17 protein-coding genes are annotated in these 26,621 nt (G+C 60.1%); 10 read left to right on the top strand and 7 right to left on the bottom strand.

Annotated features, from left to right (window positions below):
• The first annotated feature begins 161 nt into the window (after positions 1 to 161).
• Entirely contained in the window at positions 162 to 926 is a 765-nt protein-coding gene (locus tag ASC85_RS16305) for a sulfite exporter TauE/SafE family protein (protein WP_057450485.1), read from the top strand.
• Here ASC85_RS16305 and ASC85_RS16300 read toward each other — a convergent pair.
• A complete protein-coding gene (locus ASC85_RS16300; protein ID WP_057450484.1) occupies positions 916 to 1,230 on the bottom strand; it encodes a putative quinol monooxygenase in 315 nt (104 codons plus the stop codon). The genes ASC85_RS16305 and ASC85_RS16300 overlap by 11 nt on opposite strands.
• A gap of 200 nt (positions 1,231 to 1,430) precedes the next feature.
• Between ASC85_RS16300 and ASC85_RS16295 the strand changes: the two genes are divergently transcribed.
• From ASC85_RS16295 to ASC85_RS16285, 3 genes are all read left to right on the top strand, one after another.
• Positions 1,431 to 2,021 (top strand): NAD(P)H-dependent oxidoreductase, encoded by a 591-nt coding sequence (locus ASC85_RS16295; RefSeq protein ID WP_057450483.1) that lies wholly within the window; start codon positions 1,431 to 1,433, stop codon positions 2,019 to 2,021.
• Positions 2,022 to 2,216: 195 nt separating this feature from the next.
• Entirely contained in the window at positions 2,217 to 3,128 is a 912-nt protein-coding gene (locus tag ASC85_RS16290; RefSeq protein ID WP_057450482.1) for a LysR family transcriptional regulator, read from the top strand.
• A gap of 103 nt (positions 3,129 to 3,231) precedes the next feature.
• Positions 3,232 to 4,125 carry an NAD-dependent epimerase/dehydratase family protein gene (locus ASC85_RS16285; protein ID WP_057450481.1) on the top strand — a complete coding sequence of 298 codons (894 nt, stop codon included), beginning with the start codon at positions 3,232 to 3,234 and terminating at the stop codon, positions 4,123 to 4,125.
• Between the two features lie 82 nt (positions 4,126 to 4,207).
• Here ASC85_RS16285 and ASC85_RS16280 read toward each other — a convergent pair whose 3' ends face one another.
• Positions 4,208 to 5,653 carry a SulP family inorganic anion transporter gene (locus ASC85_RS16280; RefSeq protein ID WP_057450480.1) on the bottom strand — a complete coding sequence of 482 codons (1,446 nt, stop codon included), beginning with the start codon at positions 5,651 to 5,653 and terminating at the stop codon, positions 4,208 to 4,210.
• A gap of 406 nt (positions 5,654 to 6,059) precedes the next feature.
• On the opposite strand from ASC85_RS16280, the gene ASC85_RS16275 reads away from it, so the two are divergent.
• The 6 genes from ASC85_RS16275 (at position 6,060) to ASC85_RS16250 (ending at position 11,008) form a co-directional block, all read left to right on the top strand.
• Positions 6,060 to 7,409, top strand: coding sequence for a GntT/GntP/DsdX family permease (locus ASC85_RS16275; RefSeq protein WP_018613047.1), 1,350 nt, complete (start codon positions 6,060 to 6,062; stop codon positions 7,407 to 7,409).
• Positions 7,410 to 7,436: 27 nt separating this feature from the next.
• Positions 7,437 to 8,297, top strand: coding sequence for a MurR/RpiR family transcriptional regulator (locus tag ASC85_RS16270; RefSeq protein WP_028237588.1), 861 nt, complete (start codon positions 7,437 to 7,439; stop codon positions 8,295 to 8,297).
• Between the two features lies 1 nt (position 8,298).
• Positions 8,299 to 9,771 (top strand): N-acyl-D-amino-acid deacylase family protein, encoded by a 1,473-nt coding sequence (locus tag ASC85_RS16265; protein ID WP_057450479.1) that lies wholly within the window; start codon positions 8,299 to 8,301, stop codon positions 9,769 to 9,771.
• A gap of 124 nt (positions 9,772 to 9,895) precedes the next feature.
• Positions 9,896 to 10,264 carry a glyoxalase superfamily protein gene (locus ASC85_RS16260; protein ID WP_003197565.1) on the top strand — a complete coding sequence of 123 codons (369 nt, stop codon included), beginning with the start codon at positions 9,896 to 9,898 and terminating at the stop codon, positions 10,262 to 10,264.
• An 82-nt stretch (positions 10,265 to 10,346) separates the two neighbouring features.
• Positions 10,347 to 10,592: a FitA-like ribbon-helix-helix domain-containing protein gene (locus ASC85_RS16255; protein WP_057450478.1), complete on the top strand. Its 246-nt coding sequence runs from the start codon at positions 10,347 to 10,349 to the stop codon at positions 10,590 to 10,592.
• Positions 10,589 to 11,008, top strand: coding sequence for a type II toxin-antitoxin system VapC family toxin (locus ASC85_RS16250; RefSeq protein ID WP_057450477.1), 420 nt, complete (start codon positions 10,589 to 10,591; stop codon positions 11,006 to 11,008). Before ASC85_RS16255 ends, ASC85_RS16250 begins: the two co-directional genes overlap by 4 nt.
• Before the next feature lie 131 nt (positions 11,009 to 11,139).
• Here the strand turns inward: ASC85_RS16250 and ASC85_RS16245 are convergent, their stop codons facing one another.
• From ASC85_RS16245 to ASC85_RS33890, 5 genes are all read right to left on the bottom strand, one after another.
• Positions 11,140 to 13,917 (bottom strand): RHS repeat-associated core domain-containing protein, encoded by a 2,778-nt coding sequence (locus ASC85_RS16245; protein WP_057450476.1) that lies wholly within the window; start codon positions 13,915 to 13,917, stop codon positions 11,140 to 11,142.
• Positions 13,914 to 18,392, bottom strand: coding sequence for a SpvB/TcaC N-terminal domain-containing protein (locus ASC85_RS16240; protein WP_057450475.1), 4,479 nt, complete (start codon positions 18,390 to 18,392; stop codon positions 13,914 to 13,916). The genes ASC85_RS16245 and ASC85_RS16240 overlap by 4 nt, the downstream gene beginning before the upstream one ends.
• A complete protein-coding gene (locus tag ASC85_RS16235) occupies positions 18,389 to 22,939 on the bottom strand; it encodes a neuraminidase-like domain-containing protein (protein ID WP_057450474.1) in 4,551 nt (1,516 codons plus the stop codon). The genes ASC85_RS16240 and ASC85_RS16235 overlap by 4 nt, the downstream gene beginning before the upstream one ends.
• A gap of 29 nt (positions 22,940 to 22,968) precedes the next feature.
• Positions 22,969 to 25,503 (bottom strand): Tc toxin subunit A, encoded by a 2,535-nt coding sequence (locus ASC85_RS16230; RefSeq protein WP_057450473.1) that lies wholly within the window; start codon positions 25,501 to 25,503, stop codon positions 22,969 to 22,971.
• Positions 25,504 to 25,755: 252 nt separating this feature from the next.
• Complete coding sequence (locus ASC85_RS33890) at positions 25,756 to 26,460, bottom strand: methyl-accepting chemotaxis protein (protein WP_431496250.1); 705 nt, start codon at positions 26,458 to 26,460, stop codon at positions 25,756 to 25,758.
• Positions 26,461 to 26,621: the final 161 nt, after the last annotated feature.

The following is a 26,621-nucleotide window of genomic DNA, read 5'->3' as shown; positions in this document are numbered from 1 at the left end:
AGCAAGCTCGCTCCCACATGGGATTGCATTTCAACTGTGGGAGCGAGCTTGCTCGCGATGGCGTGGGCCGCATCAGCGAGTGCACAGCCTCTTGCCCCAAGAGAGGCAGCCTCAGTATATGGCAGATTTTCAAGCCAAGGCCCTGGGCGCACGATACCCCCATGGACACACTCATTGCTTTCTATCAGAACCTCGGTCTGGCCCTTTCTTTGCTGGTTGTCGGCACCTTCCTGCTGGCCGGCACCATCAAGGGTGTGATCGGCCTCGGCCTGCCGACCATCTCCATGGGTTTGCTTGGGCTGGCTATGGCCCCGACGCAGGCTGCGGCGCTGCTCATCATCCCGGCGACCCTGACCAATCTCTGGCAACTGGCTTTCGGCGGCCATCTGCAAGCCCTTCTCCGGCGTCTGTGGCCGCTGTTGCTGGCGATTTTCATTGGCACCGGGCTCGGTACGCTGTGGCTCGGCATGACGGGCGGGGCCTGGGTGGTGCGGGCTTTGGGCGCGGCGCTAGTGCTGTATGCGTTGAGCGGGCTGTTGCTGCCAACGCTGCGGGTCGGCGCCCATGTCGAGCCGTGGATCGCTCCGCTCTGCGGGTTGCTCACCGGCCTCATCACATCCGCCACTGGCGTATTCGTCATTCCGGCGGTGCCCTATCTGCAAGCGCTGGGCCTGAGCAAGGACGAACTGGTACAGGCCTTGGGCCTGTCATTCACCGTTTCTACCCTGGCCCTGGCCGCCGGCCTGTTGTGGCGCGGCGCACTGGGCGGGGGCGAATTGAGCGCTTCGTTGCTGGCGGTGGCACCGGCGCTGCTGGGGATGTGGCTGGGGCAATGGTTGCGCCAGCGGATCAGCGCCGTGTTGTTCAAGCGGGTGTTTTTCATCGGCCTCGGCGTGCTCGGCGGCCATCTGCTGATCAGCGGCTAGCCGAGGACGGGCTGAGCATGTCGACGCGGCGGATTTCGAAGTCGCGTTCCAGATAATCCATGCGTTGTTCGAAGAACTGCTGCATGTGCGGCAGGTTCGAGTGAACCTCCAGATGCGCCTGGGATGCCCAGATCTCATAGAAGATGAACAGCGTCGGATCCTGCTGGTCCCGCAGCATGTGATATTCGATGCAGCCGGGCTCGCCACGGCTTGGCTCGACGTAGGCGCGGAACAGCGCTTCGAAGGCTTCGGCTTTTTCCGGACGGGTCTTGGCGTGCAGGATGAAACCGTGCAGTTCGCTCATCGAGGTGGCTCCTGAGATAAAAGAGGTCTCGAAGTCTAAGGCAATAATCGGTCGCCCATTCGTGCGTATAGGTCAAATCAGTTTTGCCGTCGGGCGGCTTATTCCCCATAAAACTCATCGTTATTCTGCCGCCATCATTTTCAACCTTTCCATGCGGCGGCCTTTGACGGCCCATGCCGTGGAACCCGATGAGACTCCCCATGAAAAAAGTCCTGTTGCTCAATGGCGGCAAACAATTCGCTCACTCCGACGGTCGCTACAACGCCACCCTCCACGACACGGCGCTCAGCGTGTTGGACCGTGGCGGTTTTGATGTGAAAACCACTTTCATCGACGGCGGCTACGACATCAAGGAAGAAGTCGCCAAGTTCCTTTGGGCCGACGTGATCATTTACCAGATGCCGGGTTGGTGGATGGGCGCGCCCTGGACCGTGAAGAAATACATCGACGAAGTCTTCACCGAAGGCCACGGCAGCCTCTACGCCAGCGACGGTCGGACCCGTTCCGATGCCTCGCAGAAATACGGCAGCGGTGGCCTGATCCAGGGCAAGCTGTACATGTTGTCCCTGACTTGGAACGCCCCGCAGCAAGCCTTCGACGACCCGACCGACTTCTTCGAGGCCAAGGGCGTGGACGCGGTGTACTTCCCGTTTCACAAGGCCAATCAATTCCTCGGCATGACCGGCCTGCCGACCTTCCTGTGCGTGGACGTGATGAAGCGCCCGAACATCGAAGAGGATGTGGCGCGGTATGAGCGGCATTTGGTTGAGGTGTTCGGTCTGAAGGTGTGACCTTTCTTTTGCTGCGCATCCCGATACTATCCTGTGGCGGGTGGGTGAACCTGCACTGTGGGAGCAAAGCTTGCTCGCGAAACAGACACCTCGATTCCCGAAAGACCGCGGCGTCTTCATCGCGATCAAGCTTTGCTCCCACATAGCGAGGATAAATCCCCTCGCCACAAGAGAGATCAGTCGACAGGGGGATACGTGAAAGCCAGATCCGACGAATTGCAGATTTTCGTCTGCGTGATCGAGTGCGGATCCATCTCCGCCGCCGCCGAGCAGGTCGGGCAGACGCCGTCGGCGGTCAGCCGCACGTTGTCGCGGCTGGAGGCCAAGCTCGACACCACGCTGATCAACCGCACCACGCGGCGCATGGACCTGACCGAGGAGGGCAAGTATTTCTTCGAGCAGGCCAAAGGCATCCTCGACCAGATGGATGAGCTGGAAGAGCGCCTGTCATCCCGCCAGAAAAATCCTGCAGGCCGGTTACGGATCAACGCGGCCTCGCCGTTCATGCTGCATGCCATCGTCCCGCACATCGAAGAGTTCCGCAGGCTCTACCCGGACATCCAGCTCGAACTCAACAGCAACGACCTGATCATCGACCTGCTGGAGCAAAGCACCGACATCGCCATCCGCATCGGTACCCTCACCGACTCGACGCTCCACGCCCGCGCCCTGGGTTGCAGCCCGTTGCACATCCTGGCCAGTCCCGCTTATCTGAAGCAGCACGGCACGCCGTCAAGCGTCGCCGAGCTGGCAGGTCATGCGCTGCTGGGGTTTGCCCAGAACGAGGGCCTCAACCAGTGGCCACTGCGCCATGTACACGGTGATCGTTGGCCGATCCAGCCAGCCATCAGCGCGTCCAGCGGCGAGACCGTGCGCCACTTGGCGCTGCTGGGGCAGGGCATTGCCTGTCTGTCGGACTTCATGACCCGCGAAGACATCCGTGCCGGTCGGCTGAAGGTGCTGCTGGCCGATGCCAACAGCGGATATCGCCAGCCGATCAATGCCGTGTACTACCGCAACTCGCAACTGGCCTTGCGGATCCAGTGCTTCCTGGACTTCATCCAGGACAAGCTCGCCGGTTACGCCTCGCGGGAGTTCAAGGACTGATTCGTGACTTCAAGGCAAGAGTGATTTGGGCAATGTGGACTGTTTCGTCAGGGATGGGTCCTCGATACTCCCGCCATCACTGATCTGGCCAAGGAGTTTGTCCATGAACGTATTTGTCACCGGCGCTGCCGGTTTTATCGGCGGTTCCATCGCCACCGGCCTGGTACGCGCGGGGCATCGAGTTATCGGTCTGGTGCGCAGCGCCGAACAGGCGAACGAACTGACGGCGCTGGGCATCGAGCCGGTTATCGGCACCCTCGAGGACAGCGCGCTGCTGACCGAGCAGGCCCGTGCCGCCGATGCGGTGATCAATGCCGCCAGCAGCGACCACCGCGGTGCGGTCCAAGCGTTGATCGAAGGGCTCAAGGGCTCGAACAAAGTGCTGCTGCACACCAGCGGTTCGAGCATCGTCGGCGACGCTTCGGGCGGTCGTTCCAGCGATGCCATCTACTACGAAAATGACCTGCCGGCACCCACCGCCGACAAGGCTGCCCGAGTCGCCATCGACAACCTGGTCCTGGATGCGGCGAAGCAAGGCGTGAACTCGGCGGTGATCTGCAACACCTTGATCTACGGCCACAGCCTGGGCGTCAAGCGTGACAGCGTGCAACTGCCGCGCCTGCTCAAACAGGCAGGTAAAAGTGGCGTGGTGCGGCATGTCGGGCCGGGACAGAACATCTGGTCCAACGTGCACATCGAGGACGTGGTCGAGTTGTACAAACTGGCCCTGACCCGCAACCAGCCGGGCACCTTCTACTTCGTCGAAAGCGGCGAAGCCTCGTTCATCGACATGACCACCGCCATTGCCCGGGCGTTGAACCTTGGCGAACCGCAGGACTGGCCATTGGCCGATGCCGAAGCGGAGTGGGGCTACGAAATGGCCAACTATGGCCTGGGTTCCAACAGCCGTGTACGAGGCAAGAACGCCCATGAGCTGCTGGGTTGGACGCCAAAGCGGACCTCGGTGGTAGAGTGGATTCTTGATGAGATGGTGTGAGTGACACCGGTAGTGCCAGCAAAATAAGCACCCCTGTGGGAGCGAGCAAGCTCGCTCCCACAGGGTGTGTGTTGGCATGTCGTCAGTCGTGGTGCACGCCCGCGCGCTTGAGCATTTGCTTGCAACGCTCGGACAGGTGGAACACACGCAGGTGCTTGCCGGCTTTGCTGTAGCGTTCGCGCAGGGTCTTGAGTGCGGCGACGGCCGAGTAGTCGACGAAGCGCAAATGCCGGCAATCGAGGGTGATCTGGGCCGGGTCATTGGCCGGGTCGAACTGGTTGAGGAACGGTGTCGTCGAGGCGAAGAACAGCGTGCCGTGCAAGCGATAGAGTTTGCTGCCGTCGGCTTCCTGGTGCGTGTCGGCGTACAGCTCCCGGGCTTGTTGCCAGGCGAAGTTGAGCGCCGCGATGACGATGCCGCAGAGCACGGCCACCGCCAGGTCGGTGAACACCGTAATGACGGTTACCGCGATGATCACCAACACATCATTCTTCGGCACCTTGTTGATCACCCGCAGCGAGGCCCAGGCGAAGGTCTGTTGCGCAACCACGAACATCACGCCCACCAGCGCGGCCAGCGGGATGCGCTCGATCAGCGGCGACAGGAACAACACGAATAGCAACACCATCACCCCGGCCACCACGCCCGATAACCGTCCGCGCCCACCCGAGCTGAGGTTGATCACCGTCTGGCCGATCATGGCGCAACCGCCCATGCCGCCGAACAGCCCGGAGGCGATATTGGCTGCGCCCAGCGCCACGCATTCACGGTCCGGATAACCGCGGCTCTGGGTGATTTCATCGGTCAGGTTCAGGGTCAGCAGGGTTTCCAGCAAACCGACCATTGCCATGATCACCGCGTAGGGCATGACGATCTGCAGGGTCTCCAGGTTCCAGGGAAGATCGGGCCAGGCGAGGGCGGGCAAGCCGCCGGCGATATGGGCCATGTCGCCCAGCGTTCGGGTGGGCAGGCCGAGCAGGTAGACCGCCAGGCCGATACCGAGGATCGCCACCAGGGCCGGCGGCACGCTGCGGGTCAGTCGTGGCAGCAGGTAGACGATGGCCATGGTCAGCGCCACCAGGCCAGCCATCAGATACAGCGGATCGCCGCTGAGCCAGGTTTCACCCTGCTTGAAATGCTCCAGTTGGGCCAGCGCAATGACAATCGCCAGGCCGTTGACGAAGCCGAGCATCACCGGGTGCGGGACCATGCGCACCAGCTTGCCCAACCGCAACAGCCCGAACGCCATCATGATCAGCCCGCCCAGCAGCACGGTGGCCAACAGGTATTGCACGCCGTGCTGCACCACCAGCGCGATGATGACCACGGCCATCGACCCCGCCGCCCCCGACACCATGCCTGGCCGACCGCCGAACAACGCGGTCAGCGTGCAGATGATGAACGCGCCGTAGAGCCCCATCAGCGGGTTGAGGTGGGCCACCAGGGCGAAGGCGATGCATTCGGGGAGCAAGGCGAAAGAGGTGGTGAGGCCGGCGAGGGCGTCGGCGCGAAGACGTGCTGATTTCATGATTTACCTGACTGGGCGCCGGTGGAGAGTCGGCTGCCGGGGAGTGGTGCAAAAAACAGGTGCGGATGGTACGGAATTGAGTGCGGGGCGGCCAGCCGTTGGTCGGTTGTGTTGATCGTTCCCACGCTCTGCGTGGGAATGCATCCCGTGACGCTCTGCGTCACCTTGCAGAAGCGGAACGCGGAGCGTCCCTGGCGGCGTTCCCACGCGGGAGCGTGGGAGCGATCAACAAGTGAGGGCGATGAAAGTCTTGCGCTGAATTTTCATCAACGCCGTGTCGCGATGTCCGTCAGCGACAAATTTTATCTGTGCGCGAAAATTAGTTTCAGTGGGTTTGAAGATTCGTCGTCGAAATGATTTATGAGTTTCACAACACATCGACGTGACCCCATTCGAGGAGTAACGCATGGCCCCTGCTTTCGGTTATTGGCTATTGGTCTACGCAGCCATCGCGATCATTGCGCTGATCGTGCTGATCGCCCGTTATCGGCTCAATCCGTTCATTGTGATTACCCTGGTGTCCATTGGCCTGGCACTGCTGGCCGGGATGCCGCCCTCGGGTGTGGTGGGGGCGTACGAGGCGGGTGTCGGCAAGACGCTGGGGCACATCGCGCTGGTGGTGGCCCTGGGCACGATGCTCGGCAAGATGATGGCCGAGTCTGGCGGCGCCGAGCGCATGGCGCAGACGTTGATCGAACGCTTCGGCGAGCGCAACGCCCACTGGGCAATGGTGTGCATTGCCTTCCTGGTCGGGCTGCCGTTGTTCTTCGAAGTCGGTTTTGTGCTGCTGGTGCCCATCGCCTTCACCATCGCCCGGCGTGTGGGCGTGTCGATCCTGATGGTGGGGCTGCCGATGGTCGCCGGGCTGTCGGTGGTCCATGCGCTGGTGCCGCCGCATCCGGCGGCGATGCTGGCGGTGCAGGCCTTCCAGGCTTCGGTGGGGCAGACCTTGCTGTACGCGATCCTGATCGGCATTCCCACGGCGATCATCGCCGGCCCGCTGTACGCCAAATTCATCGTGCCGCGCATCCAGCTGCCGGCTGAAAATCCGTTGGAACGACAATTCCTCGACCGTGAGCCGCGCGCGAACCTGCCGGGCTTCGGCGTGACCCTGGGGACGATTCTGCTGCCGGTGATCCTGATGCTGATCGGCGGCTGGGCCAACCTGATTTCCACACCGGGCAGCGGTTTCAATCAATTCCTGCTGTTCATCGGCAACTCGGTGATTGCCCTGCTGCTGGCGACCATCCTCAGCTTCTGGACCCTCGGCCTGGCTCAGGGCTTCAACCGTGAGTCGATCCTCAAATTCACCAACGAATGCCTGGCGCCGACCGCCAGCATCACTTTGTTGGTGGGCGCCGGCGGCGGTTTGAACCGGATCCTGGTGGACGCTGGGGTCACGCAACAGATCGTCGGCCTGGCCCAGGAATTCCAGTTGTCACCGCTGGTCATGGGCTGGCTGTTCGCCGCACTGATGCGCGTCGCCACAGGGTCGGCCACAGTGGCAATGACCACGGCCTCGGGCATCGTCGCGCCCGTGGCGATTGGCCTGGGTTATCCACACCCCGAGCTGCTGGTGCTGGCGACCGGCGCCGGGTCGGTTATCTTTTCCCACGTCAACGACGGCGGCTTCTGGCTGATCAAGGAATACTTCAATATGACCGTCACGCAAACCTTCAAGACCTGGACCGTGCTCGAAACGCTGATCTCCGTGGTCGCGTTCGCCTTGACCCTCGGGCTTTCACGCTTGCTTTGAGCGCAACGCCACCCAACAGGAGCCGCCATGGACATCCTCTACCAGATCCGCTCCCGCCAGGATTCCTTCAGCGCCGGCGAAGGCAGAATCGCCCGGCTGATGCTCGACGACGTAGGCTTTGCCGCCTCTGCCAGCCTCGATGAACTGGCCCAACGGGCGGAAGTCAGCAGCGCTACGCTGTCGCGCTTCGCCCGCACTGTCGGGTGCCGCGACCTGCGGGACTTGCGCCTGCAACTGGCCCAGGCCAGCGGTGTCGGCAGCCGTTTCCTCGACCCGGCTGGTGCGCCGGAGCAATCGGCGTTTTATGGACAAATCGTTGGCGATATCGAAGCGACCCTGCGCCAGCATTTGTCGGCGTTCGAAGAGTCGCGGTTCGGTGATGCGGTGCGGATGATCGGCAAGGCGCGGATGATCCATGCGTTCGGCCTCGGTGGCTGGTCGGCGCTGTGCGGTGAGGAGTTGCAAGTACGGCTGGTGCGTTTCGGCTACCCGATTGCCGCCTGTCGCGACCCGGTGATGATGCGCATCACCGCCACCTCGTTGAGCGACCAACATCTGCTCATCGCCTGTTCACTGACCGGTATCACGCCGGAGCTGTTGGGTGCGGTGGAACTGGCCCGCAGCTACGGCGCGGCGATCCTGGCCATCACCCGCGCCGACTCGCCACTGGCCCAATTGGCCGACTGCGTGCTGCCCCTGCAAGGCGCCGAAACCTCGTTCATCTATAAACCCACGGCGGCACGCTACGGCATGCTGCTGGCCATCGACGTGCTCGCCACCGAGCTGGCGCTGGCCCACCCCGAAGACAATCAAGAGCGCCTGCGACGGGTCAAACTCGCCCTGGACGATTACCGCGGCGGCGACGATCACTTGCCGCTGGGAGACTGACATGCTGTACGACACACTTATCCGCAATGCGCTGGTCATCGATGGCAGCGATACACCTGGCTACTGCGCCGACGTCGCCATTCGCGCCGGTCGCATCGAACGCATCGGCGACTTGCGCGATGCCCGCGCGGTTGAAGACATCGACGCCGCCGGCCGCGTGCTCGCGCCAGGCTTCATCGATGTGCATACCCACGACGACACGGTGGTCATTCGCCAACCGCAGATGCTGCCCAAGCTCAGCCAGGGTGTGACCACCGTCATCGTCGGCAACTGCGGCATCAGCGCTTCGCCGGTGAGCCTGCGGGGCGATCCACCGGATCCGATGAACCTGCTCGGCACGGCACAGGCGTTCGCCTACCCGCGCTTTACGGATTATCGCGCAGCCGTAGAGGCCGTCACGCCGGCGGTCAACGTGGCTGCGTTGGTCGGGCACACGGCGTTGCGCAGCAATCACATGGACGATTTGTTGCGCACCGCCTCAGTGGGAGAAATCGCCGCCATGCGTCGGCAATTGCGCGAAAGCCTGGAGGCCGGTGCACTGGGTTTGTCCACCGGACTGGCCTACGCCAATGCGTTTTCGGCGTCCACCGACGAAGTCATGCAACTGACCGAAGAGTTGGCCGCGTTCGGTGCGGTCTACACCACCCACTTGCGCAGCGAATTCGAACCAGTGCTCGAAGCCATGGACGAGGCCTTCCAGATTGGCCGGCACGCCCAAAGCCCGGTGATCATTTCCCACCTCAAATGCGCGGGCGCCGGTAATTGGGGACGAAGCCCGCAGGTGCTCGCGGCCTTGGAAACCGCGGCGAAAACCCACCCGGTCGGCTGTGATTGCTACCCCTATGCGGCCAGCTCCTCGACCCTGGATCTCAAGCAGGTGACCGATGCCCATCGCATCACCATCACCTGGTCGACAGCGCATCCGCACATGGGCGGTCGCGACCTGGCCGACATCGCCAACGATTGGGACGTATCGCTGCTGGAGGCGGCGCGGCGCCTGCAACCGGCCGGCGCGGTGTACTACGGCATGGATGAAGGCGACGTACGACGGATCCTCGCCCATCCGTTGTCCATGGTCGGCTCCGACGGTTTGCCCGAAGACCCGTTTCCCCATCCACGCTTGTGGGGCGCTTTCCCACGGGTGCTGGGACATTTCAGTCGTGACGTCGGGCTTTTTCCGTTGCACACCGCCGTGCACAAAATGACCGGCCTTTCAGCGGCGCGCTTTGGCCTCAAGCATCGGGGTGAAATTCGTGAAGGGCATTGGGCGGACCTGGTGTTGTTCAATCCCAAAACCGTTCGCGACGTGGCTGATTTCAACGAACCTCAACGGGCTGCCGACGGTATTGATGGCGTGTGGGTCAATGGTGTCTTGAGCTATCGCGAAGGGCAGGCTAACGGGCGTCGGGAAGGGCGGTTCCTGGCGCGCGAGGGCGATCTGCGCCAGGGGTTCAGTCCATCGAATGGCATGTAAGCGGCTGAAATTGTATAAATTGGCGCCACAATAATGGCACTGCGACACTCAAGAAGCCGGGTTCAAGGCCGAAGCATTGAGGTCAACCCATCTAAACTGGGTATTTTCAGCCAGGGAGCAACCCATGAGCTTCGGTAAAACCACCCCAATCCTGCGGATCTTCGATGAAGCCAAGGCGTTGGCGTTCTATGTCGACTTCCTGGGCTTTACCGTCGATTGGCAACATCGCTTCGGTGACGACTTCCCGCTGTACCTGCAAGTCTCCCGCGGCGACTGCGTCCTGCACCTGTCCGAACACCATGGCGATTGCACACCGGGCTCGGCGCTGCGGATCGAGACCGATGAATTGGAAGCGTTCCAGCAGCAATTGCTGGCCAAGCAATACCGCTACGCCCACCCCCAGATCCAGGCCATGCCCTGGGGTAGCCAGGACATGGCGATCAGTGATCCGTTCGGGAATCGGTTGGTGTTTACCAATGCGATTAATGTCTAGAGCCGTTTGGCCGCTCCTACAGTTCTGACGCCGTAAGGTGTGCTAGCCTCAATCAATGATTTCATTGATTGCAGGAGGCATCATGGCCAGCATCACTATTCGAAACCTTGACGACCAGATCAAAGAGCAACTGCGCATCGCCGCTGCCCATAATGGGCACTCGATGGAAGAAGAGGCTCGGTTGATCTTGGGAAAGGCATTGGCCTCTGTTAATCAAGCAGGAGGACTTGGCAGCCGGATCCGTAACAGGTTCAGCGCAAGCGGGGGAGTTGAGCTCGATCTACCTTCGCGGCAGGAGAAAGCGGCAGCGGTGGATCTTTCCGAATGATCGTGCTCGATACCAATGTCCTGTCAGAGTTCATGCGATCTGAGCCCGATAGCAGAGTGTTGGCTTGGGTCGACGTACTGCCGACGATGGATCTGGCAATCACTGCGGTGACTGTTGCGGAAATTCTCCATGGCATTGCCCGACTTCCATCCGGTAAGCGCAAACAGAAACTTGAAGCCCATGCGATGGCGATGTTCGAAGAAGACTTCGCAGGGCGAATATTTCCTTTTGACGCCCATGCAGCCGTTGAGTATGCGGCGCTGGTGGCGAACAGCGAAGCAAGGGGGAGAACGGCGTCGATGGCCGATTCACAGATCGCCGCCATTTGCCGAACTCATGGGGCTTCGATTGCTACTCGCAATGTTCGGGATTTTGAGCTCTCCGGCGTCGAGGTGATCAATCCGTGGGGGGCTTGAAGGGCAGGCTGAGCTATTTCCGGTTATCCATAAACACAGGTCAAGTCCTGGTCGTCAGGGACATGACCTGTGTTGGTCGCTTTGGCGTTAACACGCTTTAGTCAGTAAGTATCGTCAACGCTAAGTGCGATTCATTTTCGATACATGAAGTTGTACAACGCATAGTTCCTGGGGTTGCGGCCGGTCGAGATACGGACGTTTTCGGGGATGATGCCGCTGCAGTTGAAGCAGGCAATAAATGGCTCCGGCTGGGTCAGCTGCCCCGTCAGTTTTTCGGTGAACAGCGTCGTATCCGAAAGCACCCGTTCAGCTTGGCCCGGATACAGCGCTACAACTGAGTTCAACACGCCAACTTCTCCATGGGCTCCCGGTCCTCCGGCTCGTATGGGAATGATTGCGTTGCAGGCATCGATATGCTTTTCGATGAGCTCGCGGGTTGGGCCTTGCAGTTCATACAGGTTGTCGATGGTCCTGCTCAGCGTTGGGTCGAGCTTCAGCGCTTCAGGGTCGACTTGAAATTGATGGTTTGGGTCTTTTTTCCGGTCGCGGTAGTTGTCGGCCAAGTGTTCCATGTAATCAGGCGTGTTGCTGATCTTGTAGCTGCCGAAGTTCAAGTAGAACTTCTCGCTGGTGGCGGAGCCGTCGTAATCCGGGTCTACCCCGCGATACCCCGTTGGGCCGGATCTTGGCGCTGGCAGGTTGTAATGCTCGTTGAGGACCATATCGTTATCGCCCGTGCGGTCCTGAATAACGCCATAGGCGTGAACGACCAGCTCCTTGCGCTTTGTCTTGCTGAAGCTGGGGCTGCTATCGAAACCCTCTCCATGCATTTGCGCGGATTGTTTCGTACGCTTTGTTGGCGGCGGCAGCATCATTTTTTTCGAGCGTTCGTGACCATCACGCTGGGTCCATTCGAATGGGTCAATGTCCCGCCCTTGAGCGTCAACGAGCACCAGCCCTTGATGGTCGACGAATCGCAGCGGGTTATTCCCGACCATGCAATACAGGTTCAACCCGTCCACCGCTCCCGCCGGATCCGGGCTGGTCCAGCGTTGCAGCCAGGGTGCGTAATACCGGTGTCCGTAGTAGTACAAGCCGCTGGCATCGCGCTCCTTGCCGGAGTAGCGAAGGGTCCGGTAATCGGCTTCCACGGCCGAGCGGGAGGCTATCCAGGCAGTCCCTCCAAAAGGCAGGTAGCTTTCCTGGCTGATCAGCGCGGCCTGGTCGTCGAGTTCCAGTGAGCTGGAACCCAGATGATCGTCCAGGCTGTAGCGCATCTGATTGGCGGCAAGGCCAGAGGGTCGGCCTTCAGTCCAGTGCAAGTAACGCACGCTGCAACGGCCGGCTTGCAGGGTGATGACTTCCAGGCGCTCGCCGGGACGGCTGCGAATCTCGAGGCCCGGCAAGTAACGGACTTCTCGAGTCTGCGTCGCTGATGAGGTGTAGGTGGTTTGTATCTTGCGCACCCGCAGGCCGCTGCTGTCGTAGCCATAGCGTTCAATGTCAGGGGGACGGTCGTCGCGCTGGACCAGTACCACGCTGTCGAGTTGATTGCGGCTGTTCCATTGCAACGTCCGACCAAGGTCCAGGCTCTGCTGGTTACCATTGGCATCGAAGTCCATTGCTGTGGCAGGCATCGAATGACCCGTGCGCCAGGACAGGAGCCGATTGCTTGTGGCTGCGACGTTCAGTGTCCGGGTGTAGTGGTTGCCTTCGCGAGCATGGCGCAGTTCGGTCAGGTTGCCTCCGGCATCGTATTCATAGTGCTCGGTAAAGTTGAACAGTTGCCCGGGGTCGACCGGTGTCTTGCTGAGTGCCGCAACGCTCAGTCCCGCCGCTTCACGGCCCGTCGCGCGGATCAACTGGTAGAGGCTGTCGTAGGCGAATGTGCTGATGGCTTCGACCCGCTGGTTATGGCCGAACTGCACAGGTTGGACCTTGTCCTCGATTCGCGTCACGTTGCCCACCGCGTCGTAGCTGTAGTGCAGGTCTTGCAAGGTACGGCCAGAGACCGATGCGCAGAGTGAGGTCAGGCGACCGTTGGCCGGATCGAAAACGGCGCGACTGACGACGCCATTGCCGAGGGTCTGGGATTCAACCTGGCCAAGTGCGTTGTAAACGAAATCCTTCGCAATGGTTTTTTCAATGGCCGTGTCGTTTATTTTCAAACTCACGGACATCAGTTGGCCGGCAACATCAAACGCGTAGCGCTGTTGGTGCTGGGCCGCATCGGACTGTTGAATGGGCTGTGCGAGGGCGTCGTAGTGCCAACTCGTCTTGTGGCCATTTCCCTCTTCAAGCAGTGAGTCGCGGTCTTTCTCGTCGGCAGGCCAGTCGGGTGGCGTGATGTCGGCCAGCAAGCGTCTGGTCTGGCTGAGCGGCTTGGCGCAAAGCGCATATTCGTCGATGAGCAAGGTGCCGGCCCCGTCATCGTGACGGATGAGCGCACCGCACAGGTTGCGCGCCGCCGCCTCTGGCGAACTGTCACCGTAGCGCAGGCACTCGACTCGGCGCGGGGCTTGTCCTGCTGCTCGTTCCAGGACCGCCGTCGGCCTGAGTTGGTTGTCGTAGGTCGTTCGCCAATGCTGTTCGTTTTGCTCCCAGCGGTGCACGATCTGCCCGGCATCGCCAGGCAGGTTCAGCCGCCATCCGGCGTCGACACTGTTCACTAGCAGCGTCTTGCCGGACAGGCTGTAGACCTTGACCAGATTGGCGTCGGTTGCCGTGGCAAACAGGCGAGGGTCTCGCTGCGCAACCTGTCGTCCGACCAGGTCGTGGTCTTGCTGGGTGATACGCGCCTGGGCGGGTTCGTCCACCCGGCATCGATGGTAGGCGACCTGTCGCGCCGGCAGGCCACGGCTGTCGATGGCGTTGACCGTGGGGGTCTTGCGATGAAGGCGTGCGTTCATGCCACACCTCCTGCGGTCGAGGAAGGTTCGGCCATGACGTCTTCCAGCGTGTCGTTCTCGTCCTCGCCCACGCTGTACCAGGGGTGACGGGTAAGTCGTCGCAGATAGCAAAGGCCGTCTCGTTTGGCGAGACGGGTGTGGGTCGCACGCCCCAGCGCGTCGTAGAACTGCTGGTCGTAGTACCCAAACTGCCGCAAGGACGCATCGTTGATGTAGCGATGCTGATCGGCAAAGTAAGGACGGTAGATGCGGATCGCCAAACCCTTGCTGTTGTATTCCACTCGTTCGCTGATGCGCCAGCGGGTGGCTGCGATCTGCTCCTGCGGTTTGCCGCCCTTGAGCGTCAGTTCACCGTTGGCGTCCACGACGTAGGCCATGCCCGATTCCACCCATTGCTTGCTTTGCAAGGTGCGACCAAAGCCGTCGAAGCACGTCTTGGTGACGCGGATTTGCTTCTGGTGATCATCGGGGTAACGATCGGCAACCAGCGTGGTGATGTGCATCGGCTCACGTACCGAGGCGTGAAGTTCACGTTTCAGTTTTTCATCGTCGACAGAAAGTACCGTGAGGTTCGACAGTCGGGTTCGAGCCGAAGCGCAGATATGCCCGGTGGGGAGCAGGTCACGGTTTGCCACACAGCGCGCGAGCCAGTCGGCGTCCATCAGTGCCGCCTTCGATACGCGACCCATCCAACTGAAGGGGGCGTAATAGGTAGCCGTGGCGGCCTGCTGTAGAGCCTCCCTGCGCGATTGAATGGCTTCTGCCGGGTCTTTGAATAGCGCTCGGTCGAACTGCTCGAGCGGTTTGAAACCCACACGGGTGGTGTTCTCGTCGCCATGAACGCTGGTGGCCAACACTTGGCCGAACGCGTCCACGAGGCATTCCTGTACGTTACCGTTGGGGTCGGTAATGCGCACGGGCAAAAGTGAGCGGTAATCGTAACGGGCTCGAGTGGTACAGCCATCGGGCAGCTGGAATGCGGTGACAAAGCAGTTGCACGTGTCGTAGCTGATCTCCGTCACGCCGTGGCTGCTGCTCGGCTGTAACCCCTTGGCGTTATAGAAACCCTCCAGCCCGGCATAGGTCGTGAAGCCACTTTTGACTGACCAGAGGGTTCTCGATGGCGTGCTCGCGGGAAGAAAGTCGGCCATGCGATGGTAGCCACATCGTTCAAGCAGTCTTCCCTTGGGGCGAGAGCTCGGTGGCAATAGTTGAAAGGCTTGCAGGGAGGCTTCGTCCAGCTCGGCGGTTTCCAGATGATCGACCAGGGCCTCGAAATGAGCGACGCCGTCCGGCAAGGTTTCTGCGCGGGTGCTGTCTTTGTAGCGTTGTACGCAAAGGCCGGTCAGGACGCCCTGGGTCACCCAGGCTGGGTCCTTGCTGAGCCCGCTGAGTTTTTCATACGTCAGGTCTTGTGGGGCTAAGCCTTCGGCCTCGGGTGCCTTGGGTCGTTTCCAGGCGTTGGTGCGTTGACGATAGGGCAGGCCCAGTCGCCATCCTTGGGAGGCTTGCAGATGGATGAGCTCGGCGCGGGTTTCCCTCAGGTAGTAGAACTGTTGCGCCGGATCATGAGCGTCTCGCCACCATTGTTGCTGGTCAGCATCGCTGAAGGGTGGGGTATCGCTGGCGGTTTTGCGTCGGGCGTAATGGACGTTCACGCTGTGAGTCTGGGCGCCGTAGCGGTCATGTTGCAAGTTGAAGGTGTGCTGGCACTGTGGGTCGTCGCTCAGGCCTTCGTACAGGAAACTGATGGACTCAAGCAGCAAGGGCAGCAGGCGCGCGTAACGCCGATGACCTTCGGGCGCCTGTAGCAAACGTACCCGATAACGGTTTTCCTGGACCGAATACAACTGGCGTTTTTCCCTTGCGTAGGTCTCGCAGCGCAGTAAATGGCCACTTAGGGCGCGGCACATTTCAAGGGTGGTCGCGGCGTCTGGCGGATCAATCAGTACGTCGCTATTGCTGCCTGCATCGTATTGGCACAGCAACGCCTTGCCCAGCGCCACGGCTGCCCGGTCAGCGTCGTGATAGCCGGTTCGGGCCATGTCCACCGACTGTCCGGTATGAAACCAGCTTTTTTTCAAGCAGGGCGCGGTGAAGCTTGGTGAATCAGCATCGTCGGGATGGGCTTCGTTGTCGGTTTGCAGCAGCAAGCCGAAGCCGCGAAATTCCCGTTCGATGCCATCGTAATAACCCTGGCGATAGGAGAGTCTCTGGCTCAGGCGATTACCGCTGATCTCATCCACCTGGGTCTGGCGCGACACCAGGTGCAGAGGCAACGGCAGATGACAGGCAAGGGGTTCGCGGGCTTTTACTCTTGCCGCCTTTTCGTCCAGCCATTCCTGGGCCGAGCTGCGGTAGGTGATGCTGTGGGCGGCGCCCATATTGTTGTGGGTGCCGGTCAGCAGATACGGTTTTTCACGAACAAAATCGTAGCGCCAATGTTGCGCCGGGGTCAGGTACGGCACGCTCAGTATCAGGCTGGAGCAGCCGAGCCCTTGCAGGTCGGCGATGTTCACCTGGCATAAGCGGTCGTAGCGCAGGCCTTCCGGCCAGGGCAGCGCAACCGCAGGCGCGAAGCCGTTGCCACAGCGGTTCATGAAGATCAGTGCTTGATCCGCTTGCAGGTAGATCAAGTCGGCAGCACCGGAACCATCCAGGTCCGCAAAACGGATGCGCGAGGCATCGAAGGTCTGGTGGGCAAGGCCTGGAAAGTCCAACACGATGCCTTTGCCGAAACGTCCACGGCCCAGGTTCGGCCAACACTTCACTTCGTTGTGACGAATGCGCACCAGATGCTGTTGGCCGCTGCCGAGCAGATCACTGAACGCCACCAGCTCGGAGGGTGACGCGGTGAGTACCGGCAAGGCATCGTCATCGCCGTCGTGAGGGACTTCTCGGGCCGCGGCGAAGCCTTTTTCGCGCTGATTGGCATACAGGCGAATGCTGCGTGGGCCTATCAAGGCCAGGTCGCCAAGCCCTTCGCCCATCAGGTCGGCCAGTTGCCCTTGTGGATGGAAAAATTCTGCAGGAAACGCGTGAAACGTGGCGAAATCCGACCAGTTTCGATCAGCACCGAGGGAAAAAAAACCGTTGAGCCCCGGTTGGGCAACGACCCAGTCCAGCCGTCCATCGCCGGTGAGGTCGCCTAGCGTCTGGCGCAGCGGCTTTGCCGTATCGGCGACGGGGATGCCGGGCAGCGCTTGCCACTGGTCGTAAGCCACTTCATCCGTCTTGGCTTTGGCTCGAATGGGTTCGCGGTAATACCAGCCTGTGTCGCTTTGATAGAGCACACCGGGCAAACCTTCACCGTACAGATCCACCAGTTGAAAACCCAGGTCGCCGCTGAGGCCAGGCATGTCTTGGAAACGTTGCCAGGCGGGAGGATCTGGCAAGCGCTTGAACTCGCTGTAGCTGAACTCAACGGGAGGGCGGCTCTGCGCCACTGCGCGGTCGTCGAACGCCTGGTCATGGGCTGTGTTCAGGAGGTGATATCCCAACGGCGTCTGGCGGTAATCAAGCAGCAGACGTCGAACGAGGACGGGGGCGGCGCCCAGCTCCTCGGGAAAACAATGGAACATCAACACCTGGCGGCACAGGCGCTCGGTGCGTAGTTCAAAACCGTAGGCAAAGGTGGAAAAAGCATCGCTACGGGGTTGCCATCGTTGGCCTTCATAGCGCGGTTGCTGGTCGTACCCGGTACTTCGTTCGCCATAGTCGAACACCAATTCGAAGTGCCATTGCACAGCCGTGGGCTGACTCGTTTTCCACAGGTAAAGGTCGGCGTCGGCCTTGAAATTGCCATAGCGCACGTGGCTCAAATAGCGTTGGGCCGTTGTATCCCCTGTGTATTGATAAAGAATGTGCTCGCCGCGAGCGTTCAGGCTTTCCTCCAGCAGCCATTCACCGACACGGCTTGCTTGCTGGGGATCTGCCCGGCGCGACTGGGGGTTCTTGCCGAACAGATGGAGGCTGCCATCGGCGCCGTGCACGAGCCAGAAACCTGGTTTGTCGTTGTTCGACGACCAATGTTCAATGCGGTCGAAGCCGCTTTCGACTCTTGGAAAATGGCGCGTCACGGTGTAGGTCGTGCCCAGGGCCAGCGTGTTGTAGCAATCGATGAGGGTTGAACGGATGACGCCGTTTGCGTCGCGTTCGGGCAACCAGACCACACCGCTGGGTCCGATGATTTCGTCATCCTCGGCATAAGCCGGGACGCCCTTGTTGGTGCGTCGTGCCACGCTGGGTAACGACAGTCCCCAGCCGATACCGAACACGCTGTTGCCGACCGAGCTGTCGTAACGCAGAGACAAGGGCGGAGCAAAGCCGCGTCCTGGCGAAATCGGCAACGCAATCTCGTAGGACGCGGTACCGTGGGCGCCGACATTTCCCCAACCTTTGCCGATGCTCTGGATGGCGCCGCCGCCCTTGGGCAGGGTCGGCGCGGTAACCGGCAATGCGGGTTGCTCGTTCATTGCGCACCCCCGGCGGCCCTGGCCGTATAACTCACGTGCACGATGACATCGCTCAGCGATTCCAACAGGTCTTTTTGTGCCTGAGGATTGGGGAAGGTCAGTTGCCACGTTGAGGCAGCGCCGGTGTATTCGAACGGCAGGTAGCGTTCATCGTTGAAGTTCAGGGTAAACAAGCCGTTGTCGTCGACACCGGTGGAAAGGGCGATCTGTTGGTTGGCGCGCCGGTCCTCCATGACCTGTCGCGGGTCATCAGGGGCCATGAACACTTTGCTGGAGGTCTGGGTCAGCGTGGCCCGGATGTTTTCATAAGGAGCGACGACGACCGGCAGGGAAACGCTGATGGTTTTGATCCGCCGCAGGTAATGTTTCTGATCCTTGTAATCAGCGTCGAACAGTTCGTGGGGCAGCTCGAACGTGCATTGGCCTTTCTTCAGGTCGGCATGCATGTCCAGCCATGGCTTGTTGATCGTCGAGGTTGGGGTCTGGTCCTTCAATTGACGCAGTGAAATCGTCTTGCGGATCTCCAACTCTCGCTCGCTACAGCGCAGATATCCGGCCTGCATGTTCAACAGGCTGAGTTTCAATTGCTCGCCTGCTCCTAGCCCTCGATAGGTGGTATTCCATGCGCCGGGTTGGATGAATCGCGTCGCGAAATCGGCAATTTCGTATTGCCAGCAGGTCTCGGCAGCCAGGCACAGGGCGAGCGTCGTGTCGTAGGCCTGGCGGTAGAATTGCGCGAACCGGCTGTTCAGCCATTGATACAGTTGCGTCTTTGTAAAGCGCTTGCTGAGAACGTCGTAGTGGGACTTGGCCTGGCTCAGACCGGTTTCAGCCAGGCGTAATTGCAGGCGGGTGGCGGTTTGCTGCTCGTTGAAGTGCGCCAGTTGGGCGTCGATCTGCGCAAGTTCGAGCTGCGCCTGGTTGTGTCCCTGTATCCATTCATCCCGGCGGCGATTGAACGACTCCGTGCGGTCGATGTTTTCTGCGGCCATACGGCTGGTGATGGCGGCGCTGTGGGCTGATGCGCTGGCAGAGAGCATCGGACCTTCCCAGCGGCTGCCGCCAAAGGAGAAGCCGGCAATGTTCGGAATCACCATCAGGCCCCCTGCCGCGATCTGGCACGCCGTTGCCACGATCTCGGCCGTGCCACTGGCCAGTTGAAACTGGGTGGCCAGTCTCTCGTTTGGACTGACGTCCTTTTCCAGCAACATTTTGTAGTGGTCGATTCGGCTTTGGACAATCGCCTGGCTGGCTAGCAGCGCCTGGTGTTGCTGACGGTCGATGTTCAAGGCCTGGCGTTGCAGGTCGACCGAGATTTTCGCCAGGTCCCACACCTGCTGCTGCTGTAGCTCCTGCAACTGGGCCTGTTCTTTGTGCTCGATCAGCGACAACAGCGAAGCGCCAAGTTGGCTGAGGCTGTCCACTGCACTCAAGGCCTGGCTGTGCATGACCGAGAACCGATAGTGTGGGATCGACGCACTCGGCAGTCCTCGAACCGTATTGTCGGAAGTATTCAGTACAGGGCTACCGAGCAACGCGCGCGGGTCCAGCGGCACGGTAAATACCGGCAGATGCAGCGGCTTGCCGGCAATGTCGAGGTTGTGCCGCAAGTTGTACAGGCGGCTTTCAGCAATGTCCCAGCACTGGAGCAACTGCGGGTTGAACGGCAGACGCAAGTGCGGGCTGTCGATGGCTGGCCAGGACGCGTGCAGGCTGCCCCCGCGAACGGGCAATGAGGGCAGGGAGCGGGCGAGCGATCGTTCAAATGTGCGTAAGTCGTCACTGGTGGTTTCGCTCAGCGTTTGCAGGCTGAGGCTTACCCAATGATCGACCGATTGAACGGTCGGGCGTGGCCCCAACAGATCCAGCACCCGCACGTACCACAGCTTTGCCTCGCTGAGGCCGTCCGGGGTCAGCTCGCGGTAGGCGGCGTCGCCTCGATTGATCAGGATGTCCAGGTACAGGAAGTACAGCGCCTTGCGAAAGTGCGCCGGATGACTGAGCGCGATCTGATGAGGGTCGTGGGGCGCCCGGTCGGCATACGAAGGTGTGCTGTTATCGAGCAAAGGAACGGCCTTCCAGCAGCTTTCTGTGCCGCGACCTGGGTCAAAGACACGGCGCAACCAGCGTTCGGCTTCCTCGTAGCGTTGTTCGGCGTTCAAGCGCTGGGCGACCAGCCATGGCAAGTAGAGGAACAACTCGGTGAAGTAACGACCGTAAGGACCGTGGAAGTCCATCCTGTTGTGGGTGCTGTCTGGTATGGCGGGTTCTGGCAGGTGTTGTGTGGTCCAGTCGAACAGCTCATCCAGGCTGTTCTCTGTACGGCGGATCAGTTCTGCGGCGAAGGTGGTGTTCAACCTGATCGGTTGGCGGAGTTGGTCTCCGGCATCGCTGGTCTTGATGACACTATGGGTGAAATCGATAAATTGGGTGGTGCCTAGTCCGGCCGTCGATGATGGGGTAATGCCTGGAGCTTGAAGGTGCGTAGGGATACAGTTCAGCTTGATGGCTTTAAGGGCGGAATAGAGCTTTGTTTCCGGTTCATCGGGGTAGACAAAGGCGACCCCACACAAAAATGTATCGCCGTCATAGCTGAGATCCTTGCTGTGCCAAGTGAACTCGAAGGGCTCCGTCAGCGTAGACGCGGGGTTGGACTCCGCTACCACTGTCAGGCTTTTAAATGACGGCCCTTGAGTTGCCAAGGTGGTTGGCTGACGGAAAATTACATATTGAAGGTTAAATGGTTCATCAAGATTGACGACTGCCTGACCAAGGTCGAGAGCGGTGACGTTGCTGGCTTGCATCGTTACTTTCCGTACTTTTCCGGAAATTGAGCTGTTATTCCCCCGTCTACTTTCCTTAATCAGATGACGCACTGCCTCTATAGAAATAACTTTTCCCTGAAGATTTGTATCTGCATGCAGCGTGACACCGCGCGAATGCTCAGAGTCTTTGAGTACATCAACCATGCGGTCGATCGATAGTTGGTAAGGGTTAGGAGATAACGAGGTGTGGTTGGTGATTGTCAGTTGTGAACCCGCATCAAGTGCCACGTAGGATGCGTCTGGCAGGCTGCGGGCAGGAAGTACTAAGTCAAGTTGGAGTCTCGGGGATTGATCGGGCCTGGTTGTAAGTCTCAACCTGATCTTTTCAGGCGTTGTATGTACCCCAACCCTATTGAGATCGATGCTTGCAGTCATGCGTAGCGTCAGCGTGGAGGCGGTCCGGTCATTGTTCGGTCTGATGTTTATCCGATCCTGCAGGCTTTCGAAATCAGATATGAGAATGCTCATGTCCCTCGAGAGAGGAGCTTCAGCAATTTCGATTTTTGAAAGTACTTTTGTTTGAATGCGTTGGTTGACAGCGCCTATGAGTCCTTTCTCGGTGATGGTTGGGCTAGTAGTGACGAGATTATTGTCGATACAAATCGTTCTATTGAACGCGAAGTCGTTGCCGACCTCATTGGTGGCGTCGGTTTTGGACCCTCCTGCACACAGGGTGATAAGCAGTACACAGTGGGTACCGTTGTTGTGTTGCTTCGCTACAGTACCTACCGATGATTTAATGGCATCAAGATCCCTACCACGAAGCATTTTGTCGTCGCAATAACCCTGCAGGCCAATTCGCGGCGTGCTCCATTTCCCATCCTGCTTTTTGAAGCAGAAGCTCAAGCGTAAAAGCGAATGACGCGTACTCGGCTGCACGGCGGCGTCGCTCGATGGGGCACTGGAGATCGACTGATCCTGATGGATACATTCTGCCCAGACAACAAACAGACGATTGTTGAACCAGACAGGACGAATCGTGTGTTCGACCGCGCTTTCGGGAATGGGCACATCGGCTTTTTCCCAATCCGACCAGGCATCCGGATCCGGCTGATCCCGTTTGGCGGCGATGGCCGGGGACGCTGGTGGCGTACCGTCCAGTGGGCGTTGCGCCATGTCCAGCGAGCGCCAGAAGTAAGTATTCTCCGATCTTGATTTGGCAATGAAATAGTAGGTGCTGTTGGCAAAGTCTTCGCCGTCGATGTAGCCGTTGAGAATATTCAGGTTGGCGATTTCTTCGAATCGGGTCAGGTAGGCCATGACCGCCGATTGAACCGCATCGGCCTGTATCCGGCTCTGGTTGAGGTCGTTTTCCAACTGCTGGAAGTTGTCGCTCTTGTTATTCCTCAGGGCCGGGTCCAGGTAACTTGCGGGGAAATACAGCAGCTTTTGATGAGCCGCCCAGATGGGGTACTGATGCATCTCGTTGCGCCACGTTTGCAGGTGCTCGGGCGTGATGCTTGCCTGGTCGTAGCCGGGCTCCATATTCATCAGGATGCGATTGATGTATTGCTGAAGGCTGGCGATGGCGCACGCCACAGGCGTGGTGGGTACATTCTGGCTGACCAGCACGTCCAGTAGCCAATATTCATAGAGGTCCCGGGGTGTCTTGAGCCGCACCGTCCCGGTCGGGTCATTGTCGGGCGCGACCTTGTCCAGGTAGAGCGCCAACTGTGCATCGCGCAGGCTTTCATCCAGCTGCTTTTTCATGGCAACGGTCATATTCAATCCTTGAATAAAAAATGTACGCCTCAATGGCACGCAGCGATCAGTCCTTCACCGACGATTTTCCAGTCCTGTGTCAGGCTGTCGCTATTGAGTGCGGCAGCCTTGAGCAGTTGGTTTGCCGACAGGCCCGTGCTCAAGCAACACGCCTGGCAACGCATGACCCAATCCACGGCTTGCATGGTGGTGGCGCGTTTGGGCGTCAGCAGCGCGGTCAGGCAACTCACTTGCTCGGTGCTCCAGCCCAGCAGGTGGGCCAGCAGGCCGTTGACTGTCTCTGCTGAATGCTGCGGTAGGTCTTGGTTGGCGAGTTGCAAGTAATGCAACAGGTTTTCTTCTGACTGCACCTGATGGCGCGCGCAATGATTGAACCGTTCGAGCAAATACAGCGTTTGAGGTGTAAGCGTTCCTGAACTGTTCGAGGCTAACCACGTGGGATGGTCCGTTAACACCTGTAGCGTGCTGCTGCTCAGATGCAATTTCTGGCAGGCGTCAGCGGTGCGAAGCACGTGCGCGAGCAATGGCGGTGTTTTGCCGACAGTGGCGATGATGGCCTGGACTATTTCCGTGGCATTCGTGCCGGCCATTTTCATCACGCTGGGAAGATATTCGGCGGACACGTCAGCCTTGTCGTGCAGCAGTGTTTCTACCAGGCGTTGAGGGTCGTTGGTGGATTGGGCGTGCTCTCGAAGTGCGGCCAATCGCTTTTCCAGGTTCTGATCCGACGGCAAGTCATGCCTGGCACTCTCGAACAGGCGGCACCACTGCAACACATCGAGATCGTTTTGCTTGAGCCAGTCCAGGGCCCAATCCATCGCCATCAGTACGTCGAGAATGTCAGGGCCGGTGGTGGTCAGTGTTCCGGTCACCAACGCCCGACAGAACGCATCCCCTCCCAGTAACCGGGCCAGTTCCGTGCACGCCAGCGGCGACAGGCCAAACATCCGTGCGATACGGGCCTGGCGGTAGAGTGAGGAGACTGTAGGCAAATCCTTTTTTAGCGCCAGGTACTTCCCGGTCTGTTTCACCAGCAACAACAACGCGTCTTCCGTGAGGGCGAGCCCCAGGCCCGCGCCGAGATAACTGAGGGTTTCAAGATCCGTGGGATCGAGGTCCGTCGCTTGTTTCTCCCATGCCGGGCTTTTGAGTAAACGGGTGCGATTGAATACTTGGTCAAACAACGGAACACGTTCTGCGTAAGCGCGGGTCGGCATTTCGTACAATAGCGAGGCAAACTCCTCAGGGGTGATGCCACGGCGCCGCGTCATGTACTGATAGACCCCAAGCGCGCGCAAGGTGTTGGCGCTGAGTGTCATTGCGGTGTTGCCTTCCGAATACAGGCTATTGACGATCAGCGTATCCAGTTCGGCAAAGGTAATGCCGGTCCATCGTTGCAGTCGGACCATGCGCTGCATGCGGTCGAAGCGTTCGTAGGACTTGTTGCCAAACCCTCGCTGGTTCGTTCTGGTTTCAAGCACCAACGCGGGGGCGGTGGCGGGGCCGTTGATGTAAGCGGCGCCCTGGAGGTTACGCGTCGGGGGCGGGTTATGGGGCGAGATGCAAGGGCTGTATCGGCCATGCGCCAGTAGCTGCTCAACCTGTTCCGTCGTCAGCCCGGTGCGCTCCTTGAAGAATGTGAAATCACCCAGGCGCTTCACATCTTCAGTGCCATAGGTTTTTTCCAAGGCCTCGAAATCGGAGCCCGAAGCGAGCGGTGCGAGCAGGAGTGCCTGTTGCGCCGGGCTGAGCCCTGAAAGCAGTTTTTGCGCTTCGACAGGCGATTGCGAAACGTGTCCATACGTTGAGCCGTCCTGGCAAAACGGCAGTTTCAGGCTGATCCGGTAGTTGACTTCACCCAGGGCGGGTTTACCTGTGCCCAAGCCAAGCAGGCATTGGTGGTGGTGAAGATCATAGGGCAGTGAAAAGGGATAGTGTGCGTCGGCCAAGGCCTGATGGACGGTTGTGCCGTCATCGAGACTGGCCTCGATATGGCTGCGCAACGTGTCGTTGACGATGTTGAGCATCGGGCGTGCAACCAAGGCGCTGTGTGGGTCGAGCATCAGCGTGTTGAGGTCCGGTCGACGTTTCTCCAGGGGGATCTTGCGGGCGTGGGTGGAGCTGTTTTCCAACTGCCTGGCAAACAGGTACAGCGCACGCAGGTAGGCCACGGGCGAGTCGATCGCGGCGATGTCACCGTCCTTGCAAAACTGATCCCAGTTTTCCTGGAACAGTGCTTGATAGCTGATCGGCCCGGATGTCGGGTCTGAGTCCAGGCTGCGTCGCACACGGGGCTTGGTGTCGCTGGAGCAGAGTTGATGCTCCAGGTACAAGCGGCTGATCTGTCGAGCGTGGCTCGAAGCATTGTCGTAGGCCTGCCCGGCATCTGCATCGCAGTGCCCGGCGAGCGCCTGGGCGAACTGCGCCTTGCCCAGGCGCAGGATGTCGAATACCGACGTCAGCCCCATTCGCTGCAGGGCGGTCTTGAAATCGGTTTTTGCAGCGTCCTCGCCAATTGGCGAGGCAACGAGCGTGTGCAACAGAGAGCCGTTGTCTGCGTCCATGTAGGTGCCTCTCCTGTTCGAACGGAATGTTCTTGTCAGGAGAAAACCGTACAGGAGCGCGCAAAAAAAGGCGGTAGGACGTGAGCGGGAGATGTGTACGAAAGAGCGATTCGTGGGCTGGGCGGATGCAAGTCCTGTGGGAGCGAGCTTGCTCGCGATGGCGTCGGACCAGCCAGCATTGAAGTTGGCTGAACCTCCGCCTTCGCGAGCAAGCTCGCTCCCACAGAGGGGTCACACAAATCGGGTCGGGCGTTAGACGCGGAAGTGGCTGACCAGCATCTGCAACTGATTACCCAACCGTGCCAGTTCCACGCTGGAGGCGGCGGTTTCTTCGCTGGCGGCGGCGGTCTGTTCGGACACGTCGCGCACGTTGATGATGCTACGGCTGATCTCCTCGGCCACGGCGCTTTGCTGCTCGGCGGCCGCGGCGATCTGCTGGTTCATCGACTGGATGTTCGACACCGTACGGGTGATGTTTTCCAGTGACACGCCGGCCTTGCGGGTCAGGGCCACGCTGCTGTCGGTGAGGTTGCGGCTGTTGTTCATCACGGCCGCCACTTGCTGGGTACCGTTCTGCAGTCCGGCCACCAGGCCTTCGATTTCTTCGGTGGATTTCTGCGTGCGCTGGGCCAGGCCACGGACTTCGTCGGCCACCACGGCAAAACCACGTCCGGCTTCACCGGCGCGTGCCGCTTCGATGGCCGCGTTGAGCGCCAGCAGGTTGGTCTGCTCGGCCACGGCCTTGATCACGTCCATGACGCTGCCGATCTTGTCGCTTTCCTGTTGCAGCACGGTCATGGCGTCGGTGGAACGCACCACCTCGCTGGCCAGGCGTTCGATCTGGGCGATGGCTTCGCTGACCACCTTGTCACCGGCACGGGCTTCGCCGTCGGCGGCGGCCGCGGCCTGGGAGGCCTCTTCGGCGTTGCGCGCCACTTCCTGCACCGTGGCGGTCATTTCATGCATGGCGGTCGCGACCTGATCGGTCTCGACTTTCTGGCTGTTGACCCCGGCGCTGGTCTGCTCGGTCACGGCGGACAGTTCTTCGGCGGCGCTGGCGATCTGGGTCACGCCATCGCGGATGCCGCTGATCAGGTCGCGCAGGGTCACGCCCATGC

The organism is Pseudomonas sp. Root401 (genome assembly GCF_001425105.1).
Lineage (GTDB): Bacteria > Pseudomonadota > Gammaproteobacteria > Pseudomonadales > Pseudomonadaceae > Aquipseudomonas > Aquipseudomonas brassicacearum.
Note: the sequence above shows the minus strand (reverse complement) of the source record. Positions and strands in the feature narration are given on the sequence as shown.

Coding starts and splice junctions, on each gene's coding strand:
- ASC85_RS16305 (WP_057450485.1), top strand. CDS start 162: ATGGACACACTCATTGCTTTCTATCAGAACCTCGGTCTGGCCCTTTCT.
- ASC85_RS16300 (WP_057450484.1), bottom strand. CDS start 1,230: ATGAGCGAACTGCACGGTTTCATCCTGCACGCCAAGACCCGTCCGGAA.
- ASC85_RS16295 (WP_057450483.1), top strand. CDS start 1,431: ATGAAAAAAGTCCTGTTGCTCAATGGCGGCAAACAATTCGCTCACTCC.
- ASC85_RS16285 (WP_057450481.1), top strand. CDS start 3,232: ATGAACGTATTTGTCACCGGCGCTGCCGGTTTTATCGGCGGTTCCATC.
- ASC85_RS16280 (WP_057450480.1), bottom strand. CDS start 5,653: ATGAAATCAGCACGTCTTCGCGCCGACGCCCTCGCCGGCCTCACCACC.
- ASC85_RS16275 (WP_018613047.1), top strand. CDS start 6,060: ATGGCCCCTGCTTTCGGTTATTGGCTATTGGTCTACGCAGCCATCGCG.
- ASC85_RS16270 (WP_028237588.1), top strand. CDS start 7,437: ATGGACATCCTCTACCAGATCCGCTCCCGCCAGGATTCCTTCAGCGCC.
- ASC85_RS16265 (WP_057450479.1), top strand. CDS start 8,299: ATGCTGTACGACACACTTATCCGCAATGCGCTGGTCATCGATGGCAGC.
- ASC85_RS16260 (WP_003197565.1), top strand. CDS start 9,896: ATGAGCTTCGGTAAAACCACCCCAATCCTGCGGATCTTCGATGAAGCC.
- ASC85_RS16255 (WP_057450478.1), top strand. CDS start 10,347: ATGGCCAGCATCACTATTCGAAACCTTGACGACCAGATCAAAGAGCAA.
- ASC85_RS16250 (WP_057450477.1), top strand. CDS start 10,589: ATGATCGTGCTCGATACCAATGTCCTGTCAGAGTTCATGCGATCTGAG.
- ASC85_RS16245 (WP_057450476.1), bottom strand. CDS start 13,917: ATGAACGCACGCCTTCATCGCAAGACCCCCACGGTCAACGCCATCGAC.
- ASC85_RS16240 (WP_057450475.1), bottom strand. CDS start 18,392: ATGAACGAGCAACCCGCATTGCCGGTTACCGCGCCGACCCTGCCCAAG.
- ASC85_RS16235 (WP_057450474.1), bottom strand. CDS start 22,939: ATGACCGTTGCCATGAAAAAGCAGCTGGATGAAAGCCTGCGCGATGCA.
- ASC85_RS16230 (WP_057450473.1), bottom strand. CDS start 25,503: ATGGACGCAGACAACGGCTCTCTGTTGCACACGCTCGTTGCCTCGCCA.
- ASC85_RS33890 (WP_431496250.1), bottom strand. CDS start 26,460: ATGACCGCCACGGTGCAGGAAGTGGCGCGCAACGCCGAAGAGGCCTCC.